Below are 23,286 nucleotides of genomic sequence, written 5' to 3'. Positions count from 1 at the left end.
GCAAGCATTGAGGTCAAACTGTGAAGTCCAACAAGAGAAAGACCTATCTCAGTCTCGTCCAATCTGATTACTTCACCCGCAAATGGTATGGCCGAAGCGTCACGCTCTTCTGCACTCTGCTGTTTGCGGAAAAATGGATGAGGAAGGCACAGACCATTCGTTGCCTCGTGCTCGAAATCAGTGAGGGCGGCGCGACCGTGCGCATAGGAAAAGCCGAAATTCCAGACTTCGTCTACCTCGTTTTTGGCAGATTTGACGTCGTCGTTGGCAGCATCGTCGTTCAGCGCGATCCTGGCCATCTGCATCTTTGCTTCCTCAAGCAATTAAGGCCCGATTTCGTCAATCGATTGTCACGCATTACCTCTCCGTTTGCGACCTTGGAAAGCCTTAGCCCGATAACCATATCAGGGGGCGAGAACACGCAGCCAATGCTGCCTCCAAAGCCTCCTCCATCCTATGGCGACCGGAATGGAGGCTTGGGCCAACCCACCAAGCATTCGAAAAAACCATGAACATAATGATCATCGAAGATCAGCGCGATGTCGTTGAAATGCTGCGGCTAAATTGGTCGGATTCTCGAGATAGGCTCGACGCGCTTGCAACAGCGAGACAGGCAAACCGCTTTATTCATTCCAATGAACTCGCTGCCTATGACTGCATACTCATCGATATCAATCTGACCGACGGGTGCGGATTGGAACTGCTTCGCGATGCGCGCGTTCGCTCCGACATTCCCATCGTCATGATCTCGGGCGCCGGCGATGCCGACAGCCGGGCAGACGCCATCAGCGTCGGCGCAGACGACTATGTGATGAAACCCTTCAGTGTGAAGGAACTACGGGCCCGCGTTCATCGGCTCCACGAAGCGCGCCTGGCGCGTAGCGCGCCACGGAAAATCCCTTTGTTCAGGATTGGCAATGTCGATTGCGACATCGGTCGCCTGTCCATGGATTGCGAGGGCGCCAGTCAGGCGCTGACGGCCCTTGAAGGACGGATACTCCAAGTCCTGCACGCCAGTATCGGCGAGGATTGCCCGAAGTCGAGCATTGCACGCCAAGCCCTCTTTCGCGAATACGATCCCCGCGACAAGACGATAGACGTCTACATCAACCGATTGCGCGGCAAGCTTGCGGAACTTGATGCGGCAAGCGGCGGATCCATCAAGACAATTCGCGGCGTGGGCTATCGATTGAGCGATGTCCAATAATACTGAAAGTAGAAGTGCGATATGCATGAGTTAGTTGAGCGTCATTTGCATTCCGCCCAGGCTGCCGAAGCCCAAAGACTTTCACCGGAGGAAAAAGTTCGCCTCAAGCGGCTCAGAGAGTTGTCCATCGTATCGACCGGCCCGGACCCGGTGCTCGACGCGCTGGTCGATGCCGCATGCCTTGCTGCCGGCACGCCTATCGGGCTCATCACATTGCTGGACGATGAGCGTCAATGGTTTAAGTCGAAGCGCGGAATCGGGGGGGAGGGCTCCCGCCGGGCGGACGCCTTCTGCGATTATACAATACGGTCGTCGATGCCTTTCGTCGTTCCGGATGCCGTTCGCGACGCCCGGTTTACCGATAACCCCATCGTAACCGGACGAGACAAGATACGCTTCTATGCCGGCGTGCCGCTGGAGGTCGAGCCTGGGTTGCGCCTTGGCTCTCTCTGCGTTCTAGACCGCATGCCGAGGAGGCTGGGTGCGGACGTCCGCGGCTTGTTGGCTGGGCTGGCACGTTGCGCAGTGGAACGTATTCTGCAATTCGAAGACCGATTTCTCTTGTCCCGGATCGACTCCGGCCGGTTCGAACGTGCGAAAGCAGACAAGGCAGAACTGGTTCTGGCGGAGGAGGCGCTTACACAAGGTCTTTTCCTGCTCCATTACCAACCGAAGATTGCGCTCGATACCGGTCGGCGGACCGGCTTCGAGGCCCTCCTGCGGCTCAAGAAGGCGGATGGTACGATACTTGGTCCCGCAGCATTTGCGGCGGCTCTTGTTGAGCCCGCACTTTCCAAGCGCATTGGCAGTCATGTTCTAAGGAGCGCCGTCGCGCAGGCCAAGGAATGGAAGAACGCGGGCTTCGACGATTTCGGACACATCGCTATTAACGTCTCGTCGTCCCAATTCATCACGTTTCCGGACAGTCAGTGTCTTGTCGATGAAATCCTGGCGGCCACCCGATCGGCCGGACTTTCGCCAAAGCATATTCAGATCGAGGTTACGGAGGGGGTCATGCTGTCGGAGCAGGGCGGCGAGATCGGCGCGCAACTGGAGGCATTGCGGGCCGCTGGTTTTGTCGTTGCCTTTGACGATTTCGGCACCGGCTTTGCGTCACTTGTGCACCTTAAGGGGCTTGCCTATGACCAGATCAAGATCGACGGTTCCTTCGTAAGGGCGATGACAAGGTCGAGCGCTGATCATGCCATCGTGAAAGCTATCATCGATATGGCGAGGGCAATGGGAAAGCACGTCGTCGCCGAAGGTGTGGAAACCACGGCCGAGCGCGATGCGCTGCAAACGTTAGGCTGCAATTATGGTCAAGGTTTCCTGTTCGGTCGACCTGCCGGTGCATCCGATATAGGTTTCTCTCCCGGTTGCTGAAAGGACACGGGAGGCCTCGCCCGAATATCAAACGGGCGCGGCGTTTTGTCCACATGTGGTTCTTCCGAGACCATCCAAGCATTTTGCTTGCCCAGCGAATCTGCGAGGCGGGCGCTTGTAAAGACGGGTCAAGCGTTCAAATCCTATCAAGGCGTTAAACGCGAACGCATTACTCACTCTGAATCCTGACTTTCACCTTGCCGGTACGGTCGAAGATCGAGACATCGCCCTGGACTTGGCCCAGAATGACGATGCCGGGTGAAGGCACGCGTCCATCACGGTAGTAAATGACGAAGTCTCCCGAACTCCACAGGCCAAGCGTCCCTGCGGAAAAGTCGCGCTTGCGTGACGCCTCCGGCAAGGCAGCCGGCAAATTCCCTGTCTTTTCCTGTCGCAGATGATCATCCATCTCGATCGTCAAGGGCAGCATTTTCGACAGGGCACGAGCCGCCGCGTTGTCGGCCAGCACAGCGGTGACATTGCCCCAGTCGGACGAAATTGAAATGCGATCTTGGGCCAAAGCGGATCCTCCCATTGGCATTGTGAGCGAGGCGGCGACGAACGCTGTTCTTGCGAGATATTTCATGTTCCACCATTCCTTGATTGAGAACGAAGTTTCCCAGCGGACCGGAGGCCAGCCGGAGAGTAATAGGAAAGCACGGCGACACCTGCGATGACGGCTGTCCAATGTGCGAAAAACGGCGTCACCGACGTGGTAAAGTCCCAAAAATCCAGGCTGTAGCCAAACATCAGCTTCGTCGAGACGCCGAGAACAACGAAGCTCCACGCCCCGAACACAAGGAGGATCAGAGCCATAAACCTGAACATGCCTGTCCTGAGCCGCGATGGACTGAGCCTGAACAGCGTTCTCGACGCGGCCATGACCCGCGCCCAGTGGGTGTCGATATGGACGGCAACGATCATGACAACCCAATAGGCTGAGAACCAGTGGAGTTCGATGACGCTGACATTATCCGTGAATTGAATGAAGCCTGGCACCGAACGGGAGATCAGTACGCTGGTCGCGAACAGCACTGTCATGTTGAGCGCCAGCCATGTGTGTATCGCCACAACCGCCCATCGGCGGGCGTCGTACCTGCCGGTGCGGAGTTTCAGGAACCAGCGCCTGTTGATCGAAAGATGCCACGCCAGAAGTCCGAACAACAGTGTGCCGAAAATTTCGTGCGGACCGTTGTCGAGCCACCAGTAGGCGAGCGAAAGCACCAGGAGCGCGGCCATGCCGGCGGGTAGTAAAAGACGGTCAGTCACTGGCCGGAACATGGCGTAACTCCCCACCATCAGAGCGGATCATTATCGGAGATGGCGCCATCGAACGTGAACATGAACTGGTCGGACTGTTTTGATCGGTGGCAGGAATAACAGCGGGCGACATTTTCGTCGGCTTTGACGGTCCCATCCGGCCAAAACCATTGGTATTCCCATTGGTCGGCGCCATCTCCGATTTTCTGGCCGACGAGATAGCGTGTGAGAACGTCGCTCTGATAGTCGACCAGCACCATATGGGTGCCGGTGGGGACAGGCTGCCCGGCTTTGAGCGCGGCCAAGGCCTCTCGGCTTGTCAGCATGTGTTCCCGCGTGATGCCCCGCCGAACCGTCGTGTAGTGTTCAAGCTGTTCAAGAGATGGAAATGTCACCGAGTTTGGTGCCGCCAACGCCGTGCTAGGAGGCAGCTCGGTTTCTACAAAAAAGAAACCCGTCAGGACAATCAGGAAAGGAAGGGCCAACAAGCCGGACCAACGAAAAATTCTCATTGCTTGCTCCTGGGATGCTCGGCGACCAAATACTGTTGAGTTTCGAAGTTGAAGGACCCGCGGGAGCCGATCGGCCCCCGCAAGGTTGAAATCCGGACGACGCTCAGGCGAGGTGCTGATCGAAGAAGCCCTTCAGCCTGTCGAACGGGATAAGATCGACGCGATCGTAGAGATCGACGTGGCCGGCACCTTTGATCCAAACCAGTTCTTTCGGCTCTGCAGCGCGGTTGTAGGCGTCCTGACTGAATTCCTTCGAATGCGCCTGGTCGCCAGAGATGAACAGCATCGGGCGAGGGGAGATCGTCTCGATGTCGTTGAACGGGTAGAAGTTCATGAACTTGACGGCGCTGCTGAGCGTCGGCTTCGTCGTTGTTTCTCTGGCGACGTCTGCAGGCGTGAACTCCCCGCGCGGCGTGCGGTAGAAGTCATAGAACTCGCGCTGGATGGGATCCGTCTCGGCCGTCAGTTCGAGTGTGGTGCCGCCGATATATTTGATGTCTGCGCCGTCGGCCTCTGCCCAGCGCTGTTCGGCCGCTGTTGCGATGAACTGCTTGCGCTGCTCGACCGTCTGCGACTTGTTCAACGCATCGCGGAAGGCAGCGCCCATCTCGTACATGCTGACGGTTGCGACCGCCTTGATACGCGGATCGATCTTGGCGGCGCTGATGACGAAGCTGCCGCTCCCGCACACGCCGATGGCGCCTATATTGGCGCGATCGACGAAGGCGTGCGAGCCGAGGAAATCAACGCCGGCGCTGAACGCTTCAGCATAGACTTCCGGCGAAACGAGGTTGCGGGACGCGCCTTCGCTCTCGCCCCAGAACGGCAAGTCGATCGACATGGCGACAAAGCCCTGTTCCGCCATCTTGGTGGCGTAGAGATTGGCGCTCTGCTCCTTCACCGCACCCATCGGATGACCGACGATGATGGCCGGGTTCTTCAAGGAGCGGTCGAGGTTGTTGGGAAGAAAGAGATTACCGGCGACATTCGTCTGGTACTGGCTCTTGAACGTGACCTTTTGCAGGGTCACGCGGTCGCTGGTGTAGAAATTGGACGCACCGTTGGACATGTCTTGAGCCTTTGCAGATGTCGAATCGAAAATGGACAGCGCCCCCAGGGCCGCGACTCCGGCGCCTGTCATTTTGAGCAGTTTTCGGCGATCAATGCCGGACTTTACGGTTTCAGCGTCGTTGTTAATCTGGTCGGTCATCTGCATGTCTCCTTGAGTGGTGATGCAACGGGAATGGAGCTGAATGGAATGGCCGCCGGTTTTATCGGCGGGTTGAAAGCCGCCATGCGGCGATGGCGAACAGGAACGAACCGACGAGCAGCACGGCGGCGAAAAGGAACGTGGTCCACCAGCCATAGTCGTCGAACAGCATGCCCCCAAGGGATGCGCCAAGAGTGATCGCAAGCTGGATGACGGCCACCTGTAGCCCACCACCGGCCTCCGCATCCTCCGTCATGGTGCGGCTGAGCCAAGTGCCCCAGCCGACGGGAGCGGCGGTGCTGAACAGCCCCCAGCCGATAAAGAGGGTGGCGGTGACTGTTGCGGACGAACCGAATGCGATCAGGCCGAGTGCAATCATGGCCATGATCAACGGGATCACGCTAAGAATGAAGAACAACCGTTTCTGCAGCAGGTGGCTGACGATGGTGGTGCCGGCGACCCCCGCCAGGCCCATCAACAGGAGCAGGAGAGAGAGGGTCGAGATCGAGACCGACGTCACGGTTTCGAGGAACGGGCGCAGGTATGTAAACAGCGCGAACTGGCCCATGAAGAGAAGCATGATCGAGGTCATGCCAATGGCGATCGGAGGACGAAGCAGCAGCCGGAAGACATTCGACGATCCCTGGCTCTGACGCGGCGGCAGAGACGGCAGGCTGATCCACTGCCAGACGAGCGCCAGCAGCGCTAGGGGAACGACTGCAAAGAAAGCGCCACGCCAGCCAATGTAGCTGCCAAGCAGGCTTCCCAGAGGTGCAGAGATCGTGGCTGCAATGGCGTTGCCGGCGTTCAGTATCGCAAGGCCTCTTGAAACAGAGTCTTCTGGAACCAGCCGCATCACGATCGCGGTGGACATCGACCAGAACCCGCCGATTGCGATACCCAGCAGTGCGCGGCCGATCATCAACACTCCGTAGTTCGGGGCGAATGTTACGATCGTTCCCGAGATCACCAGGATCAGTGAAAACGACGCAAGAACCAGCCGCCTGTCCAGCCGACGCGTCAGCGCGGCGACGAAAATGCTGGTGACAACTGCAAAGATACCGGAGATCGAAATCGCCTGGCCGGCATGTCCCTCAGTGACGCCAAGATCCGTGGCGATGGGGGAGAGAAGGCTCACGGGCATGAACTCGGACGCGATCAGGACCGAGACGCACAACGCCATCGAGACAACTGCGCCCCAGGCGGCAGTCGGCAAGGCCGAGGTCGGCGTAGTCGCGTCGGCAACATCGATGTCGCGGGTGTTGAAGTCAGATCGTGTGAGAGCTTGTTGTGTCATGAAGGCAATATACGCCGCGCACACTTCGAAGATTAGACATTGCAATCCGCTTGGACTTATCGATTGTTGACATCAATTGAAGCTTGGAGGACGCTCAATGAAGCGGGAAGACCTGAATGACATGCTGTGGTTCCTGGCCGTCGCCGAGGAGCGCAGCTTCACCAAGGCCGCAGCCAAGCTCGGCACGTCGCAGTCGACGATCAGCCATACCATCAAAAAGCTCGAGGCACGGATGGGGCTCCGGCTTTTGACCCGGACCACGCGCAGCGTTTCGCCAACGGAAGCCGGCGAACGATTGATCCGCTCGCTGGCGCCCCGGATCGAGGAACTGGAGACTGAAATCGACCAACTGATGGAGATCAGGGATAAGCCATCTGGCACTGTCAGGATCACCCTGTCGGACTACGCCCAGGAAAGTATCGTCTGGCCAAAATTGCGTCCTGTCCTGCGAGAGTATCCTGACATTAAAGTCGAGTTGAACAGCGACAACGGGTTCCGAAACATCGTGGAAGAGAAGTTCGATGCTGGCGTGCGTCTGGGTGAGAGCGTTGACAAGGACATGATCGCGGTCCGGATCGGTCCCGACTGGCGCCTGGTGGCGGTTGCGTCTCCCGAATATCTGTTGACGCGAACGGTTCCGAAGACGCCGCAGGAGTTGGTCGCTCACGACTGCATCAACCATCGGCAAGCGCGCGCTGGTGGCCTCTACGCGTGGGAGTTCGAAAAGGATGGCCGGGAGGTCCGCGTTCGTGTCGACGGACAACTGACGTTCAACACCTCATACGCCATGATCGACGCGGCAGTCGCCGGATATGGCATCGCCTATGTGCCTGAAAGCCTCGTCGAGCGAGAACGTGCATCGGGGCGATTGATACAGATCCTCGATGATTGGTCTCCCCTGTTTCCGGGATACTACCTATTCTATCCCAGCAGGCGGCAGAACTCGCCGGCGTTCAAGGTTGTTGTCGACGCGTTGAAGGTCTGAAGGGCCATAAGTTTCCAGCCGACCTTGTGCCAATTCCAGATAGTCGTCTTCGGTAGGTGTGGTTTATCCTACTGATCCAGCTGAATTTTGAAGCTAGTAGCGCATCGGTTCGATACCCTTCAAGGCGAGGCACGCCTACGCTGTCCCTATTACTGCTGAGCGGAGCGCAGTTTCCTCAGCCCTCATGCTGTGATGTTATAGTCGTGCGGGCCGGCCGACATGTCGAAGAAGCGCATCTGCAGCGTGTCATCCGAGCGGTTCGCTCAGCATGATCCCGGCAGGTGTAAAGGTCTTTCTCGCCAGCTATCCCATCGACTTCCGCAAAGGGCCGGACAGCCTGCTGTCGCTGGTGCGTGATGCTGGCAAGTGATCCGTTCAGCGGCTCGCTTTATGTCTTACGGCCCAAACGGGCCGACTTGATCAAGATCGTCTGGTGGGATGGATCCGGGGTCTGCCTTTACGCGAAGCGGCTGGAAAAGGCGCATGTGTGGATGCCCCCGGTTTGGCAAAAAGATTTTTTAACGGCAGTCAGCGAACGAGGAATTCTATCGGTCGTGTGTCAGGCCTCTTGATGTGGCCTGATTAGCCACGGGCCGGGATGCAGTTCGAAGAACAGAGGCCACATCGGTTCAGAGAGCTTTGTGCTCGAGCGCCGGGACTGGTTTACCCCATTCTGAACATTGAAGTCCTTTCCGCATCGTTCCGTCAGTCGATCTTCTCACCGGGGCTTTTGGCCCCAGGCATCACCGCATTGCCTTTCGCGAAAGGCAGCGGATGACGCCATTTTGTAATTCTGCTCCGTGGTCATCATTGCCCAAACGATGTGCGCTATCTTGTTGGCGAGCGCGACAGCAGCCACCATTCGAGGCTTTCGGCGTAGAATGCCTCCCAACCAGTTGTCCGGTAACACGCCCTTGCGCACGATCCAGCGGATCAGGCTCATGGCTCCGACGATGAGTAGCTTTCGGATATCGGTTTGCCCCATCTTGCTGACACCACCCAGTCGAGTCTTACCTCCGGTGGAGTGCTGCCTGGGCACAAGGCCAAGCCAGGCAGCAAAATTCCGGCCGCTCTAGAATGCGCGAAAATCTGGAGCAAATGCGAGGATCGCGCCGGCGGTCACGGGTCCGACGCCGGGAACGGTGCAAAGTCGACGCATATCTTCATTTGCCTTGGTTGCGTCGCGAAGATTCAGCATCAGTCCGTCGATCTTCTCGGTTAGCAGCCTGATCTGGTTGAGGTAAAGCTGACCAATCTCTCTCACTCCAGCAGGGAGGTCATTGGTCTCGTCGGCCAGAATGCCCAATACTGCCGTGAGATTGGCTGGTCCTTGAGCAACGATAATCCCGAATTCGTCGAGGTGTCTGCGTAGGAATACATGAACTACCTCCATGGTGGTCCAAGTTTTCGTCCGCACCCCCATGGGTCAATTCTCAGTGATATTTTCCTGCAATCCCGGGTCAGCTCTCAGTGCAAATCAACAGTATTGGACTGGAAGACGTGCGCGCGTCTTAGGTGCGTACGGCGGTAATTTCAGATGAGACTCGCCAGTTTCGCGCCTTCCGTCGAACGAGCACATAACCTTTCGTTATGTACAATGCGGATATTGGAATTGTTGCAGCGCGAGATCCTGTGGCTAGTTCGTAAAAAAAGGGAACGAGAAATAACTTGGATCAAAGTCTGCCAGCCGCTCAAAGAGCTGGGAGCCTCCTTTTTCTCGCATTCGGCGAAAACAAAATCGCCAGCTCATAACCAGCGCGTGCAACAGGAGAATGGCAGGATGAATAGCAGAAAATGGATAATCGGCATGGCTTCTTCGGCGCTTCTGGCTGCCGGAATGGGCCATGGCGTCAATGCCGCCGAAAAGGGTGGCGTGCTGAATTACGGTCGCTATGCAGACAGTCAGTTCCTCGATCCGGTCCAAACCGAACAGAATGTCGATATCTGGATCCTGACCAATCTCTACGACACGCTCCTGCAGCCGGCGTCTGACGGGAAGAGCGTCGATTTCGGTCTCGCTTCGGCTAAGTCCTGGTCGGATGACCATTCCGCACTGACTCTTACCCTGCGAGAAGGCATCAAGTTCTCCGACGGCTCGCCAATCACGGTTGAAGACGTCAAGTGGTCGCTGGAGCGGGCCAGCAAGCAGGATAACGGCATCTGGTCCTTCATGCTTGGGTCGATCGCCAAGGTCGAGACCGATGGTGCCGACAAGGTCAAGATCACGCTGAAGAACTACGACCCTGCCTTCGAGGCTGCGCTTGCCACGTTCAATGCGGCGATCATGCCGATGAAGGCGTTCGAGGCTGCTGCCGGTCAGACTGAAGTCGACAAAGCCCGTGCCTTCTCCGAGCATCCGATCACCTCGGGCCCGTTCACGCTGGCAAGCTGGAGCCGTGGTTCGGACATGGTTCTGAAGGCCAATCCGCATTACTGGGCCAAGGATGCAGCAGGAGTTCAACTTCCCTATCTCGACGAGATCCATTTCCAGATCATCCCCGACGACGCAACACGTATCCTGAAGCTGACATCGGGTGAACTCGATGGCGCAGAACAAGTCCCCTATTCGCGGGTCAGCGAACTCAAGCGCAACGATGCCGTCAACATGGAGTTGTTCCCTTCGACGAAGGTGACCTTCATGACGATGAACACGCGGCCGGAAGCGAGCGGTAAGCCCAATCCGCTGAACGACGTGAAGGTACGTCAGGCGCTGAATTATGCGCTGAATAAGGAAGCGATCACCAAGATCGTCACGCATGGTGTTGCCAAACCCATGCAGTCCTACCTTGCCAGCACGACGCCGCTGTTTGCCGGCACCGCCGAGCCGTACGGCTATAACATCGCAATGGCCAAGAAACTGATAGTCGATGCTGGCGTACCTGCTGGCACCGAGATCAGCATTTTGACGCTTGGCGGCAGCCAGGACGAGATGCAGATCGCCACGGCGGCCCAGCAGATGTGGTCGGCAGTCGGCGTTAAGCTGAAGATCGAGCAGGTTGACAAGGCGACGCGGGCTGCGCGCCAGAAGGCCAATGACTTCCAGATGGTGGTGTCCACCTGGACGAACGACATTGCCGACCCTAGCCAGGCTACATCCTACTTCGCTTACTATCCGCTGATCCAATCCTACCGCAGCGGCTGGCAGAACGTAGAAGTCGACAAGCTATAGAGCCAGCACGAAGCCGATCCGGGCAAGCGCGCTGAGCAATATGCGAAGATGCAGGAGCTGTTCAAGGAAGGCGTGCCGATCGTCTACATGTACGAGAGCCCATATCCGGTCGCCCTCGGCAAAAAAGTCGAAGGTTTCATCCAGATCCCGCTCGGCAACAACGTCTTCACCAAGACCTCGCTGAACAAGTAAGCGCATCGCAAAACCGGCCGGACACAAGGTCCGGCTGGACTCTATAACTATGAAGGAGTTGGCCGATGCGCAGAGGTAACGTTATCGCCGGTCGCATTCTGCAATTGGTCCCGACCCTGTTCATTGCAATCGTCGTCCTGTTTGTCCTGGTGCGGACGTTGCCGGGCGGTCCAGGGCTTGCAGCACTTGGTGACCGCGCGACGGACGAAGCCACAGCCCGTATCGAGGCGGCCTATGGCACGGACCAGACACTGATTTCCCAGTTCTGCATGTTCGTCGGCCAACTGGCGCATGGCGATCTCGGCGTTTCCTATGCACTCAAGGTCCCCGTGCTGCAGCTTGTCGCCGAGCGCTTGCCGGTGACGCTGATGCTTTCGCTAATGGGCGCGTTCCTGGCGATGCTTATTGCCGTGCCGTTATCGCTGCTGGCGGCTTTGCGCCGCGACCAGTTCGCTGACCTGGTCCTGCGCGGCCTGTTCCAGGTCGGGTTATCGATGCCGACCTTTTATATTGGCATCATCATGTTGACTTTCGTTGCGGCACAGCTGCGTTGGTTTCCGGTCGGCGGCTTCGGCAAGGGATTGGTCGACAATCTCTACCACCTGTTCCTGCCAGCTCTGGCGCTTTCTTATAATTTTGCTGCCGTCCTCTTCCGCAACCTGCGTTCCTCGATCATACAGGTGATGTCGAGTGACTTCGTTATCTTCGCCACCGCCCGCGGTCTGCCGCGTTTCGTAGTGCTCTATCATCACGTGCTGCGCAACGCGTTGATCTCGACCGTGACCCTGTTTGGTCTCAACATTGGAACGCTGATCGGGGGCGCGGTGGTGACCGAGACCGTGTTCGCCATTCCCGGCGTCGGTCGGCTGATGATCGACAGCATTTTTGCGCGCGACTATCCGGTGATCCAGGGGCTGATGCTGGTACTGACGCTGGTTGTGTCGCTGGTCTTCCTGATGACCGATATCATCCAAGGCATGCTTGACCCAAGGATTGAAAAGTGATGAGCGCTGTTCCTATTTTCCGACGGCGGGTTGCCCGCCTGCCCTTAGCGCCGTCGCTTGTGATCGGCGGAACAATTGTGGTGTTGTCGGTTCTCATGGCGATCGCACCGCAATGGTTCGCAACGCATGATCCGGAAGCCTTTGACTACGAGGCGCTGCTGGTTGGTCCAAGTGCCGCACATTGGTTCGGTACCGACAGCTTCGGCCGAGATATATTCAGCCGGGTCGTCTGGGCGTTTCGCGTCGATCTGCAGATCGCCTTCCTCGCCACCATCGTATCGGTCATTTTTGGCACCATCGTCGGCGCCGTGGTGGGGTATTTCGGCGGCATTCTCGACACTATCGTCGGCCGCATCATCGACGTGATTGTTATCTTCCCCTTCCTTGTCCTGATCATTGCCGTGGTCGCGTTGCTGGGGCCGGGCCTTATCAACATGTATATCGCCATGACCGCTGTTGGTTGGGTGTTTTATTGTCGACTGATGCGGGCGGAAATCCTCGTCCAGAAGAATCTCGACTATGCAGCCGCAGCCAAGGGGTTAGGCTACAGCCACTTGCGCATCGTACTGCGCCACCTTTTGCCGAATGCCATTACTCCGGTAATGATCTACTGGATGACCGACATGGCGCTTGCCGTTCTGCTCGGCTCAAGCCTCGGCTATCTCGGGCTCGGCGCCCAGCCGCCGGAAGCGGAGTGGGGCGTGCTGATCGCCGATGGCAAGAACTACATCGAGACCGCATGGTGGATGTCGATTTTCCCTGGCCTCGCGATCCTATTGCTGGGGCTGGGGTTGAGCCTGCTCAGTGACGGTCTTGCAGAACTCTTTCATCAGCAGGAGCGCTCATGAACCTCGATCATAAAACAATCCTCTCGGTACGCGGACTGACGGTGTCGCTGGAACGGAACGCGGAAACCATCCCGATCGTGCAATCGACAAGCTTCGACGTGCGCAGGGGAGAAATCTTTGGGCTGGTTGGTGAATCCGGATCCGGTAAGAGCCTTAGTCTCCGGGCGATCATGCGGCTGTTGCCGAGCCAGATGAAGGTGGGCGGCGAAATCCTGTGGCACGGCCGCGATGTCAACGGCATGAGCGAAGCCGATCTTCGCCGGGTTCGCGGCGGCGAAATATCGATGATTTTCCAAGAGCCGATGACGGCGCTCAACCCGGTTCTGACCATCGGCCGGCAGATCTCGGAAAGTCTCAAGGCGCATGGCAGCCGAGATCGGCGCGGCCGCAAGGCGCGGGCGATCGAACTGCTGGACCTTGTCGGCATTCCATCGGCTGAGCGTCGGCTGGAGGACTATCCGCACCAATTCTCCGGTGGAATGCGCCAGCGCGCGATGATCGCGATTGCCCTTGCCAGCGATCCGTCGCTGATCCTCGCCGATGAGCCGACGACAGCGCTTGACGTGACCATCCAGGACCAGATCCTGGCACTGCTTCTGGGGTTACGCGACGATCTCGGCGTCAGCGTTGCGCTGGTTACGCATGATCTCGGTGTCGTTTCGGCGGTCTGTGATCGCGTGTCGATCATGTATGCAGGCGAGATCCTGGAAATGGGTCCCTCGGAGGACCTTCTGGTGCGTCCGCGCCATCCCTATACGCTTGGATTGATCGACAGCATTCCGCAGGCGGGCGCGAGCCGAGAACCACTGCGGCCTATTACTGGCTCGCCGCCGTCGCCACGAGCGCGGCCGGCTGGTTGTCTTTTCTCACCGCGCTGTCGGTTTGTTAAGCCGCTTTGCGAAACATCCCGCCCGACCCTGAAGAAACTTGCCGGGCAGCAGGAAAGCGCATGCATGCGAACTGACGCGCTGATCGAGGAGCTTGTATTCCAATGACCATCACCGTCCCCCCCGTGATCGCCGTCCAGAATGTCGATAAGTATTTCGGTGTGAACCGCAGCCTGACGGAGCGGCTGACCGGGGCTCCCGAGCAGCAGGTCTCGGCGCTGCGTGATGTCTCCTTGACGATTGCCAAGGGCGAGACTGTGGCGGTGGTCGGCGAATCCGGTTGCGGCAAGTCGACGCTCGCACGCTGTCTTGTGCGTCTGCACGAGGTCAGCGAGAGCAAGATCCTGTTCCATGGTCAGGACATCTCTCATCTTCGCGGCCGCGCTCGGCGTGCCTACAACCGTCGCGTTCAGATGATTTTTCAGGATCCGTATTCCTCGCTCAATCCCCGCATGACCGTGGGCCAGGCAATCGGCGAAGCGCTTGCGGTCAACAGGATCTGTCCCCGTAACAAAATCGCGGCTCGGATCCGCGAACTGCTCGACCTGGTCAATCTTCCTGCCGATGCGGCCGATCGCTATCCGCGCGAATTCAGTGGTGGCCAGCGCCAGCGGATCGGGATCGCCCGGGCGCTTGCCGTCGAGCCGGAATGCATCATCGCGGACGAAATTCTCTCCGCGCTCGACGTATCTGTACAAGCGCAGATTATCAATCTTCTGCTTGAGTTGCAGCAGAAGCTGGAACTGTCGCTGATCTTCGTATCACATGATTTACGGGTCGTCAGGCATATCTCCCACCGTATCGTCGTCATGTATCTCGGCGCGGTGGTGGAGACAGGCGACACCGAACAGATATTCGCCGATCCACAGCATCCCTATACGCGGGCACTGCTGGGAGCCGCGCCTGAAGTCGGTGTCAAAAGGAGTTCAAGCCAGTCGATGTTGAACGGCGAATTGCCTAGCCCGCTCTCCCCCCCCGCGGGCTGCGCCTTTCATCCGCGCTGTGCCCAGGCATTTGGCCATTGCAGCGAGGAACGCCCGCTGCTGCTGGCGACGCGGGGTGCAGGCCGGGTTGCTTGTCATCTCCAAACCAACACTTGAAGGTTCGGCGTCACCGCAGCAGCCAATCACGATCTCTAAAGTAGCACATAGCCGGTCGCGGCATGCGTATTGATAGATGTGCAATGCAAGTCATTGCTCACGTTTCCTGCCATGTAATCTTGTCGGTGCGACGGATCATGAACGTGTCGGCATCGGGTAGCGCCGTGAAGCCGAATTTGGCATAGACGCTGTGTGCATCATTGGTGCGCAGCAGCCAGTAGTTCACATAGGTCAGGTCGGGATGCTCGATTGCATGCTGCGATAGTGCCCTGCCGAGGCCCTTGCCGCGATGGGCTTCCAGCACCAGCACGTCGCGCAGATAGGCAAACATCGCGCCATCGGTCACCACCCGGCAGAAGCCGGCAAGCGCACCATCGGCGCCGTAGACGCCGATCGGCAGCGAGCTGCGGATGGCGGTGTCGAAGCGCGCGAATTCGAGGTCTTTCGCCCAATAAGCTTCGGCGTGGAAATGGTCAAGTAATGCGCGGGTATCTAGCCGACTTCGCTCGGTGCTGACTGTGTAATCCCCGAACGGCCAGCTGTACTCCCGGCTTTCGAAATGCTGCAGTTCCATCATGATCCCTTTGCCGCAAAGCGCTGAATGCAGAAATCCTCGATCGGCGTGCGTGTCGACCCGGTGTCAATCAACTCCGCCATCACATCGCCGACGCCCGGCCCGAGCTGGAAGCCGTGCCCGCAGAAGCCGAAGGCATAGTAGAGGCCACTCACCCTCCCTGATCGCCCCATGATCGGCAGGTCATCGCTCATATACCCTTCGACACCCGACCATGTCCTGATGATCTTCAGATGCTTGAGCGCCGGAACAAGGCGCGTCAACTGGGCAAATTGTGGCAGCAAGCATGCCGGGCTATATTTGGCGCGCTGCTCGTCGAGCGCGGCCGGCCTGCGTTTGACGCCACCGAAGATCACGTTGCCACGCGGGATCTGGCGCAGGTACATCACCTCCTCGGGGCGTTTGGTCGAAACGCCGACCACCGGCTTGATGAAGTACGGCGCCGGTTCGGTGACGCCCATCTGGGGGCCCCCCGGGGTGATCGGCACGGTTTCGCCGAAGGCTTCTGATAGCCTTCCGCCCCAGGCGCCGCTGGCGACCAGCACGCTCGGCGCGCGAAATTCGCCCTGCGCCGTCTGCGCGACGAAGTCGTCGCCGACCTTCTCCAGGCTGAGGACCTCGCAGTTTTCGATCACGGTGGCGCCGTCGCGTCGGGCCGCACGCGCAAAGGCCGGTGCCGCTAGCCGTGGATTGGCATGCCCGTCCAGCGGCGAAAACGAGCCCGCGACGGCCTCGTCGCCGGAAAACGGGAATCGTGCACGCAGGGCCGCCTTGCCGATGATCTCCAGGTCGAGCCCGAACTCGCTGGCGTTGCGGGCGTAGTCCTCGATCGCTGCAATCTGCTCATCGCGCCAGGCAAAACGAATGTGGCCGACCTGGAGGAATTCGACATCGCTGCCGGTCAATTTCGGGATATTCTCCCAGATCTCGCGTGATCGATTGGCGAGCGGCAATTGCCGGAGATAGCGACCCTGGCGCCGGACGTTGCCGAAATTCGTGCCGCTGGCCTGTTGGCCGACCAAAAAACGTTCCAGTAGGATCACCGAACGGCCGCGCTGGCGCAGAAAGAATGCTGCGGCGGAGCCGACCAAGCCGCCGCCGACGATCAACACGTCGGCCTGTCTATTCTTCATCTGCGCCATCCCATGCCGTGGTTGAGATCGCGATCGGCTTCACTGGCGCCTGTCCACGCAGCCGGCCCGCAGTCTCGACAGGCACCTGCCTGGCTGCGGCGACGATCTCCTGGCTGGCTTGGCCGCAGTAGCGCCCTTGACAACGGCCCATGCCGACGCGCGAAAAAGCCTTGGCGCGGTTGACTTCCGGTGCGTCGAACGGGCCAGCGGCCGCGCGCAGTTCACCTGCCGTGATCGCTTCGCATCGGCAGACCAGAGTTTCGTCAGGAATGCTGGCGGCCAGTCGTTGCGGCCAGGGAAAGGCCTTCTGGAGGCCATCGGCAAAACGCCGATGCTTTCTGCTGAGCCGCAGCAGCGTCTGCACGTCGCGGTTTGAGACATCGTGATTTCGATCGGCCAGCAGCGCCAGGGCCGCAAGCGTGCCGCCCAATTCCGCGCCATCCGCTCCGAGCAGACGAACGCCATCACCGGCCAGATAGACGTGCTCGACGGAACTGCGCCCCATCGCGTCTGTCTGCGGAAACCACTGTCGCGACAGCGGATCAAAGCCGAACTTACAACCTGCGAGGTCGGCAAGCTGGCTCTCGCTGCGCAGATGATAGCCCATACCAACGGCATTGCATTGCCGTTCCTTGACCTTGCCCCGGCTTTCGAAGCGAATGCTGCTGACGCCGGAAGAAGCTCTGCCGAGGATCGATAGCGGCGTTGCGCCGGTGTGGATCTCGACGCCGGCGGCCTTCAGTGCGCGGATGTAGCTGATACCCTTGATGATCTGTTCTGGTCGCGCTGTCATGCCTGAAAAGCCGGCGAGATGATCGCGAAACGACGATGTGTCCAGCACGGCCACCGGCGGGTTGCCAGCTTTCAGATACTGGTAGGCGACGAGATAGAGTAGGGGACCGGTGCCCAAGAACACGACATGCTCGCCAATGGCGCAGCCCTGCGCCTTCAATGCGATCTGCGATGCGCCGAGCGAATAAACGCCCGGCAGCGTCCAGCCGGGAAGTGGCAATATGCGGTCGGTCGCACCCGTCGCCAAAATGAGAGCATCATAGACGATCGCCGTTGTGGCGCCATCGGCGGTTACGTGAAGCTTGCCATCGAGCATGCCCCAGGCGAGCGCGTTCGGTCGGTAGTCGATCTTGGGGCGAATGCGGTCGAATGTCTGGTGCAGGTCCTCGGCCTTGCTGGCTTCGCTACCGTATAGCGTCTCGTAGCTGCGGCGGAAATGAGCCGGCTGACGGCGGTAGATCTGGCCGCCGCTACGCTCGGCATCGTCGATCACGATCGGGCGAATGCCGGCCTGCAGCAATGTCTCTGCAGCACGCACGCCGGCCGGTCCGGCACCAACGATGACAATATGGGGCGTCATACGGGGATCGGTGGCCATAGGTCCTCCGGCTGGCTGGTGGTGAGACGAAGGCCGGGTGCAACCGTGGTGGAACAGGCCCGCAGGCGATCGCCGTCCTCGGTCCAGACCCAGCAATCCTGGCAAGCGCCCATCATGCAGAAGCCGGCCCGCTCGCCATCGCCGAAGTCCGAGAAACGGGCGTGGCCGACCGATAGCATCAGCGCCACCAGTAGCGTGTCGCCTTCCAGCGCCTCGACGGACTGCCGGTCGATAGTCAGGGTTATGGCCTTGCGGTCGGTTTCGGCAAGACGTCTGAAACGGGCGGTCATGCAAATTCCTCTCCGTCGCGGTCCGAAACGTCGAAAGACCGCATTCTGGAGTGTGCCGATGGAGGCACAATTGGACCAATTGCAAACGTTGCCCAATCTCTAACCTAAGGTTATACCATTATCGAGATACGAAAGGCGATGACTGTATGAATGCGCGGCAGCTTGAGGTTTTCAGGGCGATCATGCGAGATGGTTCGCTAACGGCGGCTGCCAATTCGCTTGCAGTCTCACAGCCGGCCGTTAGCAAGGTGTTGCAGCATCTGGAAAGCGTCCTCGGCTACAAGCTGTTCGAGCGGATCGGCGGCCGCCTGTCGCCGACAGCGGAGGCCCATCTGCTCTACAGTGACGCCGATCGGGTCTTTCGCGAAATTGAAGTGCTGAAGGAACTGACCCGCACGATCGGCGAGCGCAAGATCGGTCTGCTGCGCGTCGGCGCCAGCCAGCCGGTGACGTTTTCGGTTTTGCCGAGGGCGCTTGCCGCGTTCCATGCCAAGCATCCGACGGTCAAGGTGCAGTTGCACAGCTTGCCGAAGCGCGAAATCACCGAACAGTTGCTGATCGGCGATATCGACCTCGGCCTGACCATGTCGACCATTCAGGCGCCAACGGTCAAAAGTGAGATCCTGGCCACCGTTGGCATTGTGGCAGTCATGCCCGCCGATGATCCGCTGGCCGAGCGCGATGAGATCACCGCTGCCGATCTCGCCGGTCGTCCGCTGATCTCCTACGGGTCGCATGCGGCCGATATAGGCGGTCCGTTGGACGATGCGTTCACGGCAATCGGCGCCCACCGGCAGATCACCATCCAGATCTCGTCGTCAATCACCGTTGCGCCGCTGGTTCAGGCCGGCCTCGGCATCGCGCTTGTGGACGGAATTGTGCCGTGGGAGCGTTTCGACGGTCTCGTCGCGCGGCCGTTCGTGCCGTCGATCATGATGAATTTCGCCATATCGACCAATTCGGCGCGGCCTCTGTCGCGCTTCTACCGGCCGCTTTTGCAGGATATTCGCGACGCCCTGAAACTGCGCTAGCGCGTTGGTCACAGGCCGCTGGTGTCGCCTCAGGAGTCTGCGACCTTGCCCCAGGCAGATCCTCAAAACGGTCCGGATGGTAAGGGTTCCGATCGCGATCGCGATCGGTGAGCAGGTGGCCACGCTCGGCCGATTCCGAAGCCGTGACCGGGATCATGCATTGGAATTGGAAAGGTACCTTCCGATATCAGAGGCTGATGAGCACGCTCTTGCTCTTGCGATTGGCGAGATAGGCGTCGCGGCCGAGATCCTTGCCGATTCCGGAGCGTTTGTAGCCGCCGGTTGGCAGGATGTGATCGCGTGAGCGGCCATATCTATTGACCCAGATAGTTCCGGCCTGGATATCACGCGAAAAACGGATCGCCCTGGAAAGATCGCGAGTGAAGAGGCCGGCCGCGAGGCCGTAGATCGGGTGATCGGCGAGCGCCAACGCCTCTTCGTCGGTCGAAAATGTCTGCATCGTCAGCACCGGGCCGAAGATTTCTTCGGTGACTGCAGGTGACGTCTGACCGACATTAGCAATCAGCGTCGGAGCGTAGAAATAGCCGGCGCCGTCCATCGGGCCACCGCCGATCAGGCATTCGCCACCGGCTGCAACCGCCGCCTGGACGATGCTGTCGATCCGGTCCCGCTGCCGCTCGGAGATGATCGGTGAATATTGGCTCGCGGCATCCCACGTCGGCCCGGCGCGAACGGATCTCATTTCATTGAGGATAAGCGTGACGACTTCGTCGGCGACACTGGCTTCGACGATGAGTCGCGAGGCCGCGACACAGGCCTGCCCGGCGTTGGAAAGGATGCTTCGGGCGATCGCCTTTGCCGATTTCTGTAGATCCGCATCGGCAAAAACCAGCTGCGGACTCTTACCGCCAAGCTCAAGCGTCATCGGCTTGACGCCCGTGCGCGCGATGTTGCTCATGATGGCCGAGCCTGCTGCGGTCGAACCGGTGAAGCTAACCTTGGCGATATCGGGGTGGCCGGTGATGGCTTTGCCTGTGATCTGGCCATCGCCCAGCACGATGTTGATCAGGCCGGCAGGTATGCCGGCCTCGGCAGCCAGTTGCGCGAGATAGATTGAGGAAAACGGTGTCATCTCGGATGGCTTGAGGACGATGGCATTGCCAGCGGCAAGGGCAGGGCCGAGCTTCCACGCCGCCATGGAAACTGGAAAGTTCCACGGCGTGATCGCGCCGACGACGCCATAGGGTTCGGTAACGATCATGCCGAAGCTCGCATCATCGGTCGGCACGAGGTCGCTGCCTTCCTTGTCGGCGAATTCAGCGAAGAAGCGGATCTGCTCGGCGGTCACGGCAATATCGCCGGCCACCAGATGGCCGACCGGCCGTGTCGAGGAGAGCGCCTCGATCTTGGCGAGCGTTTCAGCCTTGGCCTCAATCAAATCGGCCCAGCGCTGCATTATGCGCGTGCGCTCGCGGGGGCGGATTCCGCCCCAGTTGCTCGTCTTCAGCGCTGTCTTAGCCATCTGTACGGCCTGATCGACGATTGCTTCATTGGCGACTGGGCAGCCGGCATAGGCATTGCCGTCGGAGGGACGGCGCATGTCGATTGCCCCTGTTGCCGTAACGAACTGCCCACCGATGAAGTGGCCGATTGGCAGGGAGATCGTATTCGGATCGAAACTGAGTGTCATGACGCATCCTCGCAATGCTTTTGGGACAGGCTACCGGCAAGAAGCGAGCAGCATGCGTTGTCAGGCATGCCTGCCCCAACGTTTCTCCCGTTCTGCCCGCGATCGGCAGTCAATTCGTTTGCCGCGGCTTAGGGCAGGGCAAAAGAAAGAGATTGTTGCAGTGTTCAATGGGCTCGAAGCAACTGCAAGAATCAGCTTCATATCTCGTAGCGGCTACGCATCTCGGCAAAGATGCCCTGCATCTGCTTGGCAACGGGACGCGTGTCGGCGACAAGTCTGTCAACGGCCTCAAACGTCTGCTGCTTGAGGAAGAATCGCCATCCGATCGGAGCTGACGTCAGGAAGTCGGTGAGATGCCGGTAGCGCTCCTCGGTCCAGACAGCTTCGAACGCCTTGCGCTCGGCCCCGTGGGTGATCTTCTCGATCGAGATGGGCCGTGTTGCGCGCCTTTCTGCGGTTGCGGCGGCATCGACGACGCCATCCTTGAGGATTACGCCATAATCGTCGGCCGCGCTTGTGATGGAGACAGCGCCCTTGCGGACATCGGCGAGCACCAGTTCAGGAGCACGGGTGAACGGATCACCGTAGCCGCCGGCACCCGGACCGACAACGCGAATAACGTCGCCGGGACCACAATGGACTACATCGGTATTGCCGAGCGAGATCTCATCCTCGCGGCCAGGGTTGCGCAGGAAACGCGACACCGTACCGGGCTGCGCGCCGTTGACACCCCACCCGGGCATGATCGAACGGTTGCGGTTGCGCGCCGTGACCACGGTTTCCGGCGCGGAGATCTCGAATTCCATCACCGCCGACAGGCCACCGCGATAGCGCCCCGGTGCGCCTGTATCGGCTTCGAGGCCATAACGCAGGAAGCGGATCGGCACTTCGGCTTCGCTGATCTCGATCGGTGTGTTGCGCAAAAAACCGGTCGCCCCGCCGGCGCCATCGCTTCCGTCGCAACCGGGCGCCCCGCCACCGCCACCGCCGACCGGGCCGATAGAGGCCATGACCGGACGACCGTTTCTGGCGCTGGTCTTGACGTTCATAATCGCATTGCCGCCGGGGGATGCAGCCGGCATCAGATCCGGGATGGCCTGCACGAAGGCGCCAAGCGTGACGATCTGCGTCATCGCGCAGGTCAGCGAACGCATGCCGACTGCGGCCGGACGGGTGCAGTTGACGATCGTACCTACCGGCAGCACGGCGCGGGCAGGGCGCAGCGTGCCTGCATTCAGCAGCAGGCTGTTGTCGAGCGTGTAGAGCACATAGGTCAGGCCGACCATCACCAGTGGATGGCGCTCGCGCCCGCCGGTCGGCATGTTGAGCGACGAGCCGAGCTGCGGGTCGGATCCTGTATAGTCGAGGATCACCTCGTCGCCCCGGATCTTCAGTGTCAAAGCCACGCGGCAGGGCTTGCCGCTGACGGCGTCCTCGTCGGCATAATCGGCAAAAAAGTAATCCCCGTCGGGCACGTTAGACAGAATCTGCCGCGTCTGCGCCTCGGCATAGTCGAGGATCTGGTCGATACCTTCCGTGAAGGCATCGAAGCCGAAGCGGCGGATGATGTCGCCGATCTTGCGCTCGCCGACATTCAGCGAGGCAATCTGCGCGTGCAGGTCGCCGAGGTTTTGATCCGGAAGCCGGACATTGACGCGGATCATCTCTTCGACAAAGCGGTTGGTTACGCCGTTCTGGACCAGCTTGACCGGCGGAATGCGCAAGCCTTCCTGCTCGATCTCGCTAAGCGAGCGCGACAGCGAGGCAGGGACGGCGCCACCGACATCGGTGTTGTGGATATGGCCGACGACGAAGCAGGCGATCCTGCCTTCGGAGAACACTGGCTTCCAGACATGGATATCCGGCGAATGCGTGGCGACGAAGCCGCTATAGGGGTCGTTGGTCAGGCAGATGTCGCCTTCGGCATAATCGTCGAACATCGACAGCAGCGGCGCATAGTCGATGCCGCTATACCACGGCGCCCCGAACTGACGAGGATTGGCGAAGGCCAGTCCTTCGCGCGTCACGATCTGGCAGGAGAAGTCCTCCGTCTCCTTGACGAAAGCTGAGTGGGCGGTGCGCATCAGCGTGAACGCCATGGCATCGGCTGCAGCCGAGCAGAAGTTGGCGAGCACTTTCAAATTGCGACGGTCGATGGCCATG

The 23,286-nt window shown here is 59.5% G+C and carries 24 protein-coding genes and 1 pseudogene; 12 read left to right on the top strand and 13 right to left on the bottom strand.

Annotated elements, in window-relative coordinates; all coding sequences use genetic code 11:
- Positions 1-20: 20 nt before the first annotated feature.
- Genes NYR50_RS19290 through NYR50_RS19280 form a run of 3 tightly spaced genes read left to right on the top strand, consistent with a single transcriptional unit; the run spans position 21 to position 2,590 of the window.
- Complete coding sequence (locus NYR50_RS19290; RefSeq protein WP_418137910.1) at positions 21-512, top strand: hypothetical protein; 492 nt, start codon at positions 21-23, stop codon at positions 510-512.
- A complete protein-coding gene (locus tag NYR50_RS19285) occupies positions 509-1,207 on the top strand; it encodes a response regulator transcription factor (protein ID WP_418137909.1) in 699 nt (232 codons plus the stop codon). Before NYR50_RS19290 ends, NYR50_RS19285 begins: the two co-directional genes overlap by 4 nt.
- Positions 1,208-1,228: 21 nt before the next feature.
- Positions 1,229-2,590, top strand: coding sequence for an EAL domain-containing protein (locus NYR50_RS19280; protein ID WP_418137908.1), 1,362 nt, complete (start codon positions 1,229-1,231; stop codon positions 2,588-2,590).
- 169 nt (positions 2,591-2,759) lie between these two features.
- Here the strand turns inward: NYR50_RS19280 and NYR50_RS19275 are convergent, their stop codons facing one another.
- The 5 genes from NYR50_RS19275 to NYR50_RS19255 all read right to left on the bottom strand — a co-directional run bounded on the left by NYR50_RS19275 (position 2,760) and on the right by NYR50_RS19255 (position 6,869).
- Positions 2,760-3,176 carry a cyclophilin-like fold protein gene (locus tag NYR50_RS19275; RefSeq protein WP_418137907.1) on the bottom strand — a complete coding sequence of 139 codons (417 nt, stop codon included), beginning with the start codon at positions 3,174-3,176 and terminating at the stop codon, positions 2,760-2,762.
- On the bottom strand, positions 3,173-3,871 hold the full coding sequence (locus NYR50_RS19270) for a hypothetical protein (RefSeq protein ID WP_418137906.1): 699 nt from the start codon (positions 3,869-3,871) through the stop codon (positions 3,173-3,175). The genes NYR50_RS19275 and NYR50_RS19270 overlap by 4 nt, the downstream gene beginning before the upstream one ends.
- 17 nt (positions 3,872-3,888) lie before the next feature.
- Positions 3,889-4,362 (bottom strand): hypothetical protein, encoded by a 474-nt coding sequence (locus tag NYR50_RS19265; RefSeq protein ID WP_418137905.1) that lies wholly within the window; start codon positions 4,360-4,362, stop codon positions 3,889-3,891.
- 103 nt (positions 4,363-4,465) lie between these two features.
- A complete protein-coding gene (locus NYR50_RS19260; RefSeq protein ID WP_418137904.1) occupies positions 4,466-5,578 on the bottom strand; it encodes an alpha/beta hydrolase in 1,113 nt (370 codons plus the stop codon).
- Positions 5,579-5,633: 55 nt separating this feature from the next.
- Positions 5,634-6,869: an MFS transporter gene (locus tag NYR50_RS19255; protein ID WP_418137903.1), complete on the bottom strand. Its 1,236-nt coding sequence runs from the start codon at positions 6,867-6,869 to the stop codon at positions 5,634-5,636.
- A gap of 97 nt (positions 6,870-6,966) precedes the next feature.
- On the opposite strand from NYR50_RS19255, the gene NYR50_RS19250 reads away from it, so the two are divergent.
- Together NYR50_RS19250 and tnpB are read left to right on the top strand one after the other, a co-directional pair.
- Positions 6,967-7,854, top strand: a complete 888-nt coding sequence (locus NYR50_RS19250) for a LysR family transcriptional regulator (protein WP_418137902.1) — start codon at positions 6,967-6,969, stop codon at positions 7,852-7,854.
- Positions 7,855-8,210: 356 nt separating this feature from the next.
- Positions 8,211-8,426, top strand: coding sequence for an IS66 family insertion sequence element accessory protein TnpB (gene tnpB / locus NYR50_RS19245; protein WP_418137901.1), 216 nt, complete (start codon positions 8,211-8,213; stop codon positions 8,424-8,426).
- Between the two features lie 146 nt (positions 8,427-8,572).
- On the opposite strand, the gene NYR50_RS19240 is transcribed toward tnpB, so the two are convergent.
- Positions 8,573-8,797 (bottom strand): hypothetical protein, encoded by a 225-nt coding sequence (locus tag NYR50_RS19240; RefSeq protein ID WP_418138298.1) that lies wholly within the window; start codon positions 8,795-8,797, stop codon positions 8,573-8,575.
- A pseudogene (locus NYR50_RS19235) lies at positions 8,797-9,013 on the bottom strand (transposase); the annotation flags it as partial. The gene NYR50_RS19240 and the pseudogene NYR50_RS19235, both read right to left, overlap by 1 nt.
- A 621-nt stretch (positions 9,014-9,634) precedes the next feature.
- Between NYR50_RS19235 and NYR50_RS19230 the strand changes: the two are divergent.
- From NYR50_RS19230 to NYR50_RS19205, 6 genes are all read left to right on the top strand, one after another.
- Positions 9,635-11,023 carry an ABC transporter substrate-binding protein gene (locus tag NYR50_RS19230; RefSeq protein WP_418137900.1) on the top strand — a complete coding sequence of 463 codons (1,389 nt, stop codon included), beginning with the start codon at positions 9,635-9,637 and terminating at the stop codon, positions 11,021-11,023.
- A 48-nt stretch (positions 11,024-11,071) separates the two neighbouring features.
- Complete coding sequence (locus tag NYR50_RS19225) at positions 11,072-11,215, top strand: hypothetical protein (protein ID WP_418137899.1); 144 nt, start codon at positions 11,072-11,074, stop codon at positions 11,213-11,215.
- 65 nt (positions 11,216-11,280) lie between these two features.
- Positions 11,281-12,219 (top strand): ABC transporter permease, encoded by a 939-nt coding sequence (locus tag NYR50_RS19220; protein WP_418137898.1) that lies wholly within the window; start codon positions 11,281-11,283, stop codon positions 12,217-12,219.
- On the top strand, positions 12,219-13,067 hold the full coding sequence (locus NYR50_RS19215; protein WP_418137897.1) for an ABC transporter permease: 849 nt from the start codon (positions 12,219-12,221) through the stop codon (positions 13,065-13,067). Before NYR50_RS19220 ends, NYR50_RS19215 begins: the two co-directional genes overlap by 1 nt.
- The gene (locus NYR50_RS19210; protein WP_418137896.1) at positions 13,064-14,062 is read left to right on the top strand and encodes an ABC transporter ATP-binding protein; all 999 of its coding nucleotides are present in this window, start codon (positions 13,064-13,066) and stop codon (positions 14,060-14,062) included. The genes NYR50_RS19215 and NYR50_RS19210 overlap by 4 nt, the downstream gene beginning before the upstream one ends.
- Entirely contained in the window at positions 14,059-15,054 is a 996-nt protein-coding gene (locus NYR50_RS19205; RefSeq protein WP_418137895.1) for an ABC transporter ATP-binding protein, read from the top strand. Before NYR50_RS19210 ends, NYR50_RS19205 begins: the two co-directional genes overlap by 4 nt.
- Positions 15,055-15,151: 97 nt before the next feature.
- Here NYR50_RS19205 and NYR50_RS19200 read toward each other — a convergent pair whose 3' ends face one another.
- The 4 genes from NYR50_RS19200 to NYR50_RS19185 are packed head-to-tail and all read right to left on the bottom strand — an operon-like array spanning position 15,152 to position 18,441.
- Positions 15,152-15,631 carry a GNAT family N-acetyltransferase gene (locus tag NYR50_RS19200; RefSeq protein WP_418137894.1) on the bottom strand — a complete coding sequence of 160 codons (480 nt, stop codon included), beginning with the start codon at positions 15,629-15,631 and terminating at the stop codon, positions 15,152-15,154.
- Entirely contained in the window at positions 15,628-16,761 is a 1,134-nt protein-coding gene (locus NYR50_RS19195; protein ID WP_418137893.1) for an NAD(P)/FAD-dependent oxidoreductase, read from the bottom strand. Before NYR50_RS19195 ends, NYR50_RS19200 begins: the two co-directional genes overlap by 4 nt.
- Positions 16,751-18,151, bottom strand: coding sequence for an FAD-dependent oxidoreductase (locus tag NYR50_RS19190; RefSeq protein WP_418137892.1), 1,401 nt, complete (start codon positions 18,149-18,151; stop codon positions 16,751-16,753). Before NYR50_RS19190 ends, NYR50_RS19195 begins: the two co-directional genes overlap by 11 nt.
- Positions 18,130-18,441: a (2Fe-2S)-binding protein gene (locus NYR50_RS19185; RefSeq protein ID WP_418137891.1), complete on the bottom strand. Its 312-nt coding sequence runs from the start codon at positions 18,439-18,441 to the stop codon at positions 18,130-18,132. The genes NYR50_RS19190 and NYR50_RS19185 overlap by 22 nt, the downstream gene beginning before the upstream one ends.
- A 146-nt stretch (positions 18,442-18,587) precedes the next feature.
- Between NYR50_RS19185 and NYR50_RS19180 the strand changes: the two genes are divergently transcribed.
- Positions 18,588-19,472: a LysR family transcriptional regulator gene (locus NYR50_RS19180; RefSeq protein ID WP_418137890.1), complete on the top strand. Its 885-nt coding sequence runs from the start codon at positions 18,588-18,590 to the stop codon at positions 19,470-19,472.
- A gap of 187 nt (positions 19,473-19,659) precedes the next feature.
- On the opposite strand, the gene NYR50_RS19175 is transcribed toward NYR50_RS19180, so the two are convergent.
- Together NYR50_RS19175 and NYR50_RS19170 are read right to left on the bottom strand one after the other, a co-directional pair.
- The gene (locus NYR50_RS19175; protein ID WP_418137889.1) at positions 19,660-21,123 is read right to left on the bottom strand and encodes an aldehyde dehydrogenase family protein; all 1,464 of its coding nucleotides are present in this window, start codon (positions 21,121-21,123) and stop codon (positions 19,660-19,662) included.
- Positions 21,124-21,320: 197 nt separating this feature from the next.
- Complete coding sequence (locus tag NYR50_RS19170; protein ID WP_418137888.1) at positions 21,321-23,285, bottom strand: hydantoinase B/oxoprolinase family protein; 1,965 nt, start codon at positions 23,283-23,285, stop codon at positions 21,321-21,323.
- Position 23,286 lies beyond the last annotated feature (1 nt).

Origin of the sequence: Agrobacterium sp. El2ro-1b (assembly GCF_048298475.1) — a bacterium.
GTDB classification, from domain to species: Bacteria; Pseudomonadota; Alphaproteobacteria; order Rhizobiales; family Rhizobiaceae; genus Agrobacterium; species Agrobacterium fabrum.
This window is presented reverse-complemented; position numbering and strand designations above follow the sequence as displayed.

Excerpts from the sequence above, each read along its gene's own strand:
- NYR50_RS19285 (WP_418137909.1), top strand. The coding sequence starts at position 509 with ATGAACATAATGATCATCGAAGATCAGCGCGATGTCGTTGAAATGCTG.
- NYR50_RS19280 (WP_418137908.1), top strand. The coding sequence starts at position 1,229 with ATGCATGAGTTAGTTGAGCGTCATTTGCATTCCGCCCAGGCTGCCGAA.
- NYR50_RS19275 (WP_418137907.1), bottom strand. The coding sequence starts at position 3,176 with ATGAAATATCTCGCAAGAACAGCGTTCGTCGCCGCCTCGCTCACAATG.
- NYR50_RS19270 (WP_418137906.1), bottom strand. The coding sequence starts at position 3,871 with ATGTTCCGGCCAGTGACTGACCGTCTTTTACTACCCGCCGGCATGGCC.
- NYR50_RS19265 (WP_418137905.1), bottom strand. The coding sequence starts at position 4,362 with ATGAGAATTTTTCGTTGGTCCGGCTTGTTGGCCCTTCCTTTCCTGATT.
- NYR50_RS19260 (WP_418137904.1), bottom strand. The coding sequence starts at position 5,578 with ATGCAGATGACCGACCAGATTAACAACGACGCTGAAACCGTAAAGTCC.
- NYR50_RS19255 (WP_418137903.1), bottom strand. The coding sequence starts at position 6,869 with ATGACACAACAAGCTCTCACACGATCTGACTTCAACACCCGCGACATC.
- NYR50_RS19250 (WP_418137902.1), top strand. The coding sequence starts at position 6,967 with ATGAAGCGGGAAGACCTGAATGACATGCTGTGGTTCCTGGCCGTCGCC.
- tnpB (WP_418137901.1), top strand. The coding sequence starts at position 8,211 with ATGCTGGCAAGTGATCCGTTCAGCGGCTCGCTTTATGTCTTACGGCCC.
- NYR50_RS19240 (WP_418138298.1), bottom strand. The coding sequence starts at position 8,797 with ATGAGCCTGATCCGCTGGATCGTGCGCAAGGGCGTGTTACCGGACAAC.
- NYR50_RS19230 (WP_418137900.1), top strand. The coding sequence starts at position 9,635 with ATGAATAGCAGAAAATGGATAATCGGCATGGCTTCTTCGGCGCTTCTG.
- NYR50_RS19225 (WP_418137899.1), top strand. The coding sequence starts at position 11,072 with ATGCAGGAGCTGTTCAAGGAAGGCGTGCCGATCGTCTACATGTACGAG.
- NYR50_RS19220 (WP_418137898.1), top strand. The coding sequence starts at position 11,281 with ATGCGCAGAGGTAACGTTATCGCCGGTCGCATTCTGCAATTGGTCCCG.
- NYR50_RS19215 (WP_418137897.1), top strand. The coding sequence starts at position 12,219 with ATGAGCGCTGTTCCTATTTTCCGACGGCGGGTTGCCCGCCTGCCCTTA.
- NYR50_RS19210 (WP_418137896.1), top strand. The coding sequence starts at position 13,064 with ATGAACCTCGATCATAAAACAATCCTCTCGGTACGCGGACTGACGGTG.
- NYR50_RS19205 (WP_418137895.1), top strand. The coding sequence starts at position 14,059 with ATGACCATCACCGTCCCCCCCGTGATCGCCGTCCAGAATGTCGATAAG.
- NYR50_RS19200 (WP_418137894.1), bottom strand. The coding sequence starts at position 15,631 with ATGATGGAACTGCAGCATTTCGAAAGCCGGGAGTACAGCTGGCCGTTC.
- NYR50_RS19195 (WP_418137893.1), bottom strand. The coding sequence starts at position 16,761 with ATGAAGAATAGACAGGCCGACGTGTTGATCGTCGGCGGCGGCTTGGTC.
- NYR50_RS19190 (WP_418137892.1), bottom strand. The coding sequence starts at position 18,151 with ATGGCCACCGATCCCCGTATGACGCCCCATATTGTCATCGTTGGTGCC.
- NYR50_RS19185 (WP_418137891.1), bottom strand. The coding sequence starts at position 18,441 with ATGACCGCCCGTTTCAGACGTCTTGCCGAAACCGACCGCAAGGCCATA.
- NYR50_RS19180 (WP_418137890.1), top strand. The coding sequence starts at position 18,588 with ATGAATGCGCGGCAGCTTGAGGTTTTCAGGGCGATCATGCGAGATGGT.
- NYR50_RS19175 (WP_418137889.1), bottom strand. The coding sequence starts at position 21,123 with ATGACACTCAGTTTCGATCCGAATACGATCTCCCTGCCAATCGGCCAC.
- NYR50_RS19170 (WP_418137888.1), bottom strand. The coding sequence starts at position 23,285 with ATGGCCATCGACCGTCGCAATTTGAAAGTGCTCGCCAACTTCTGCTCG.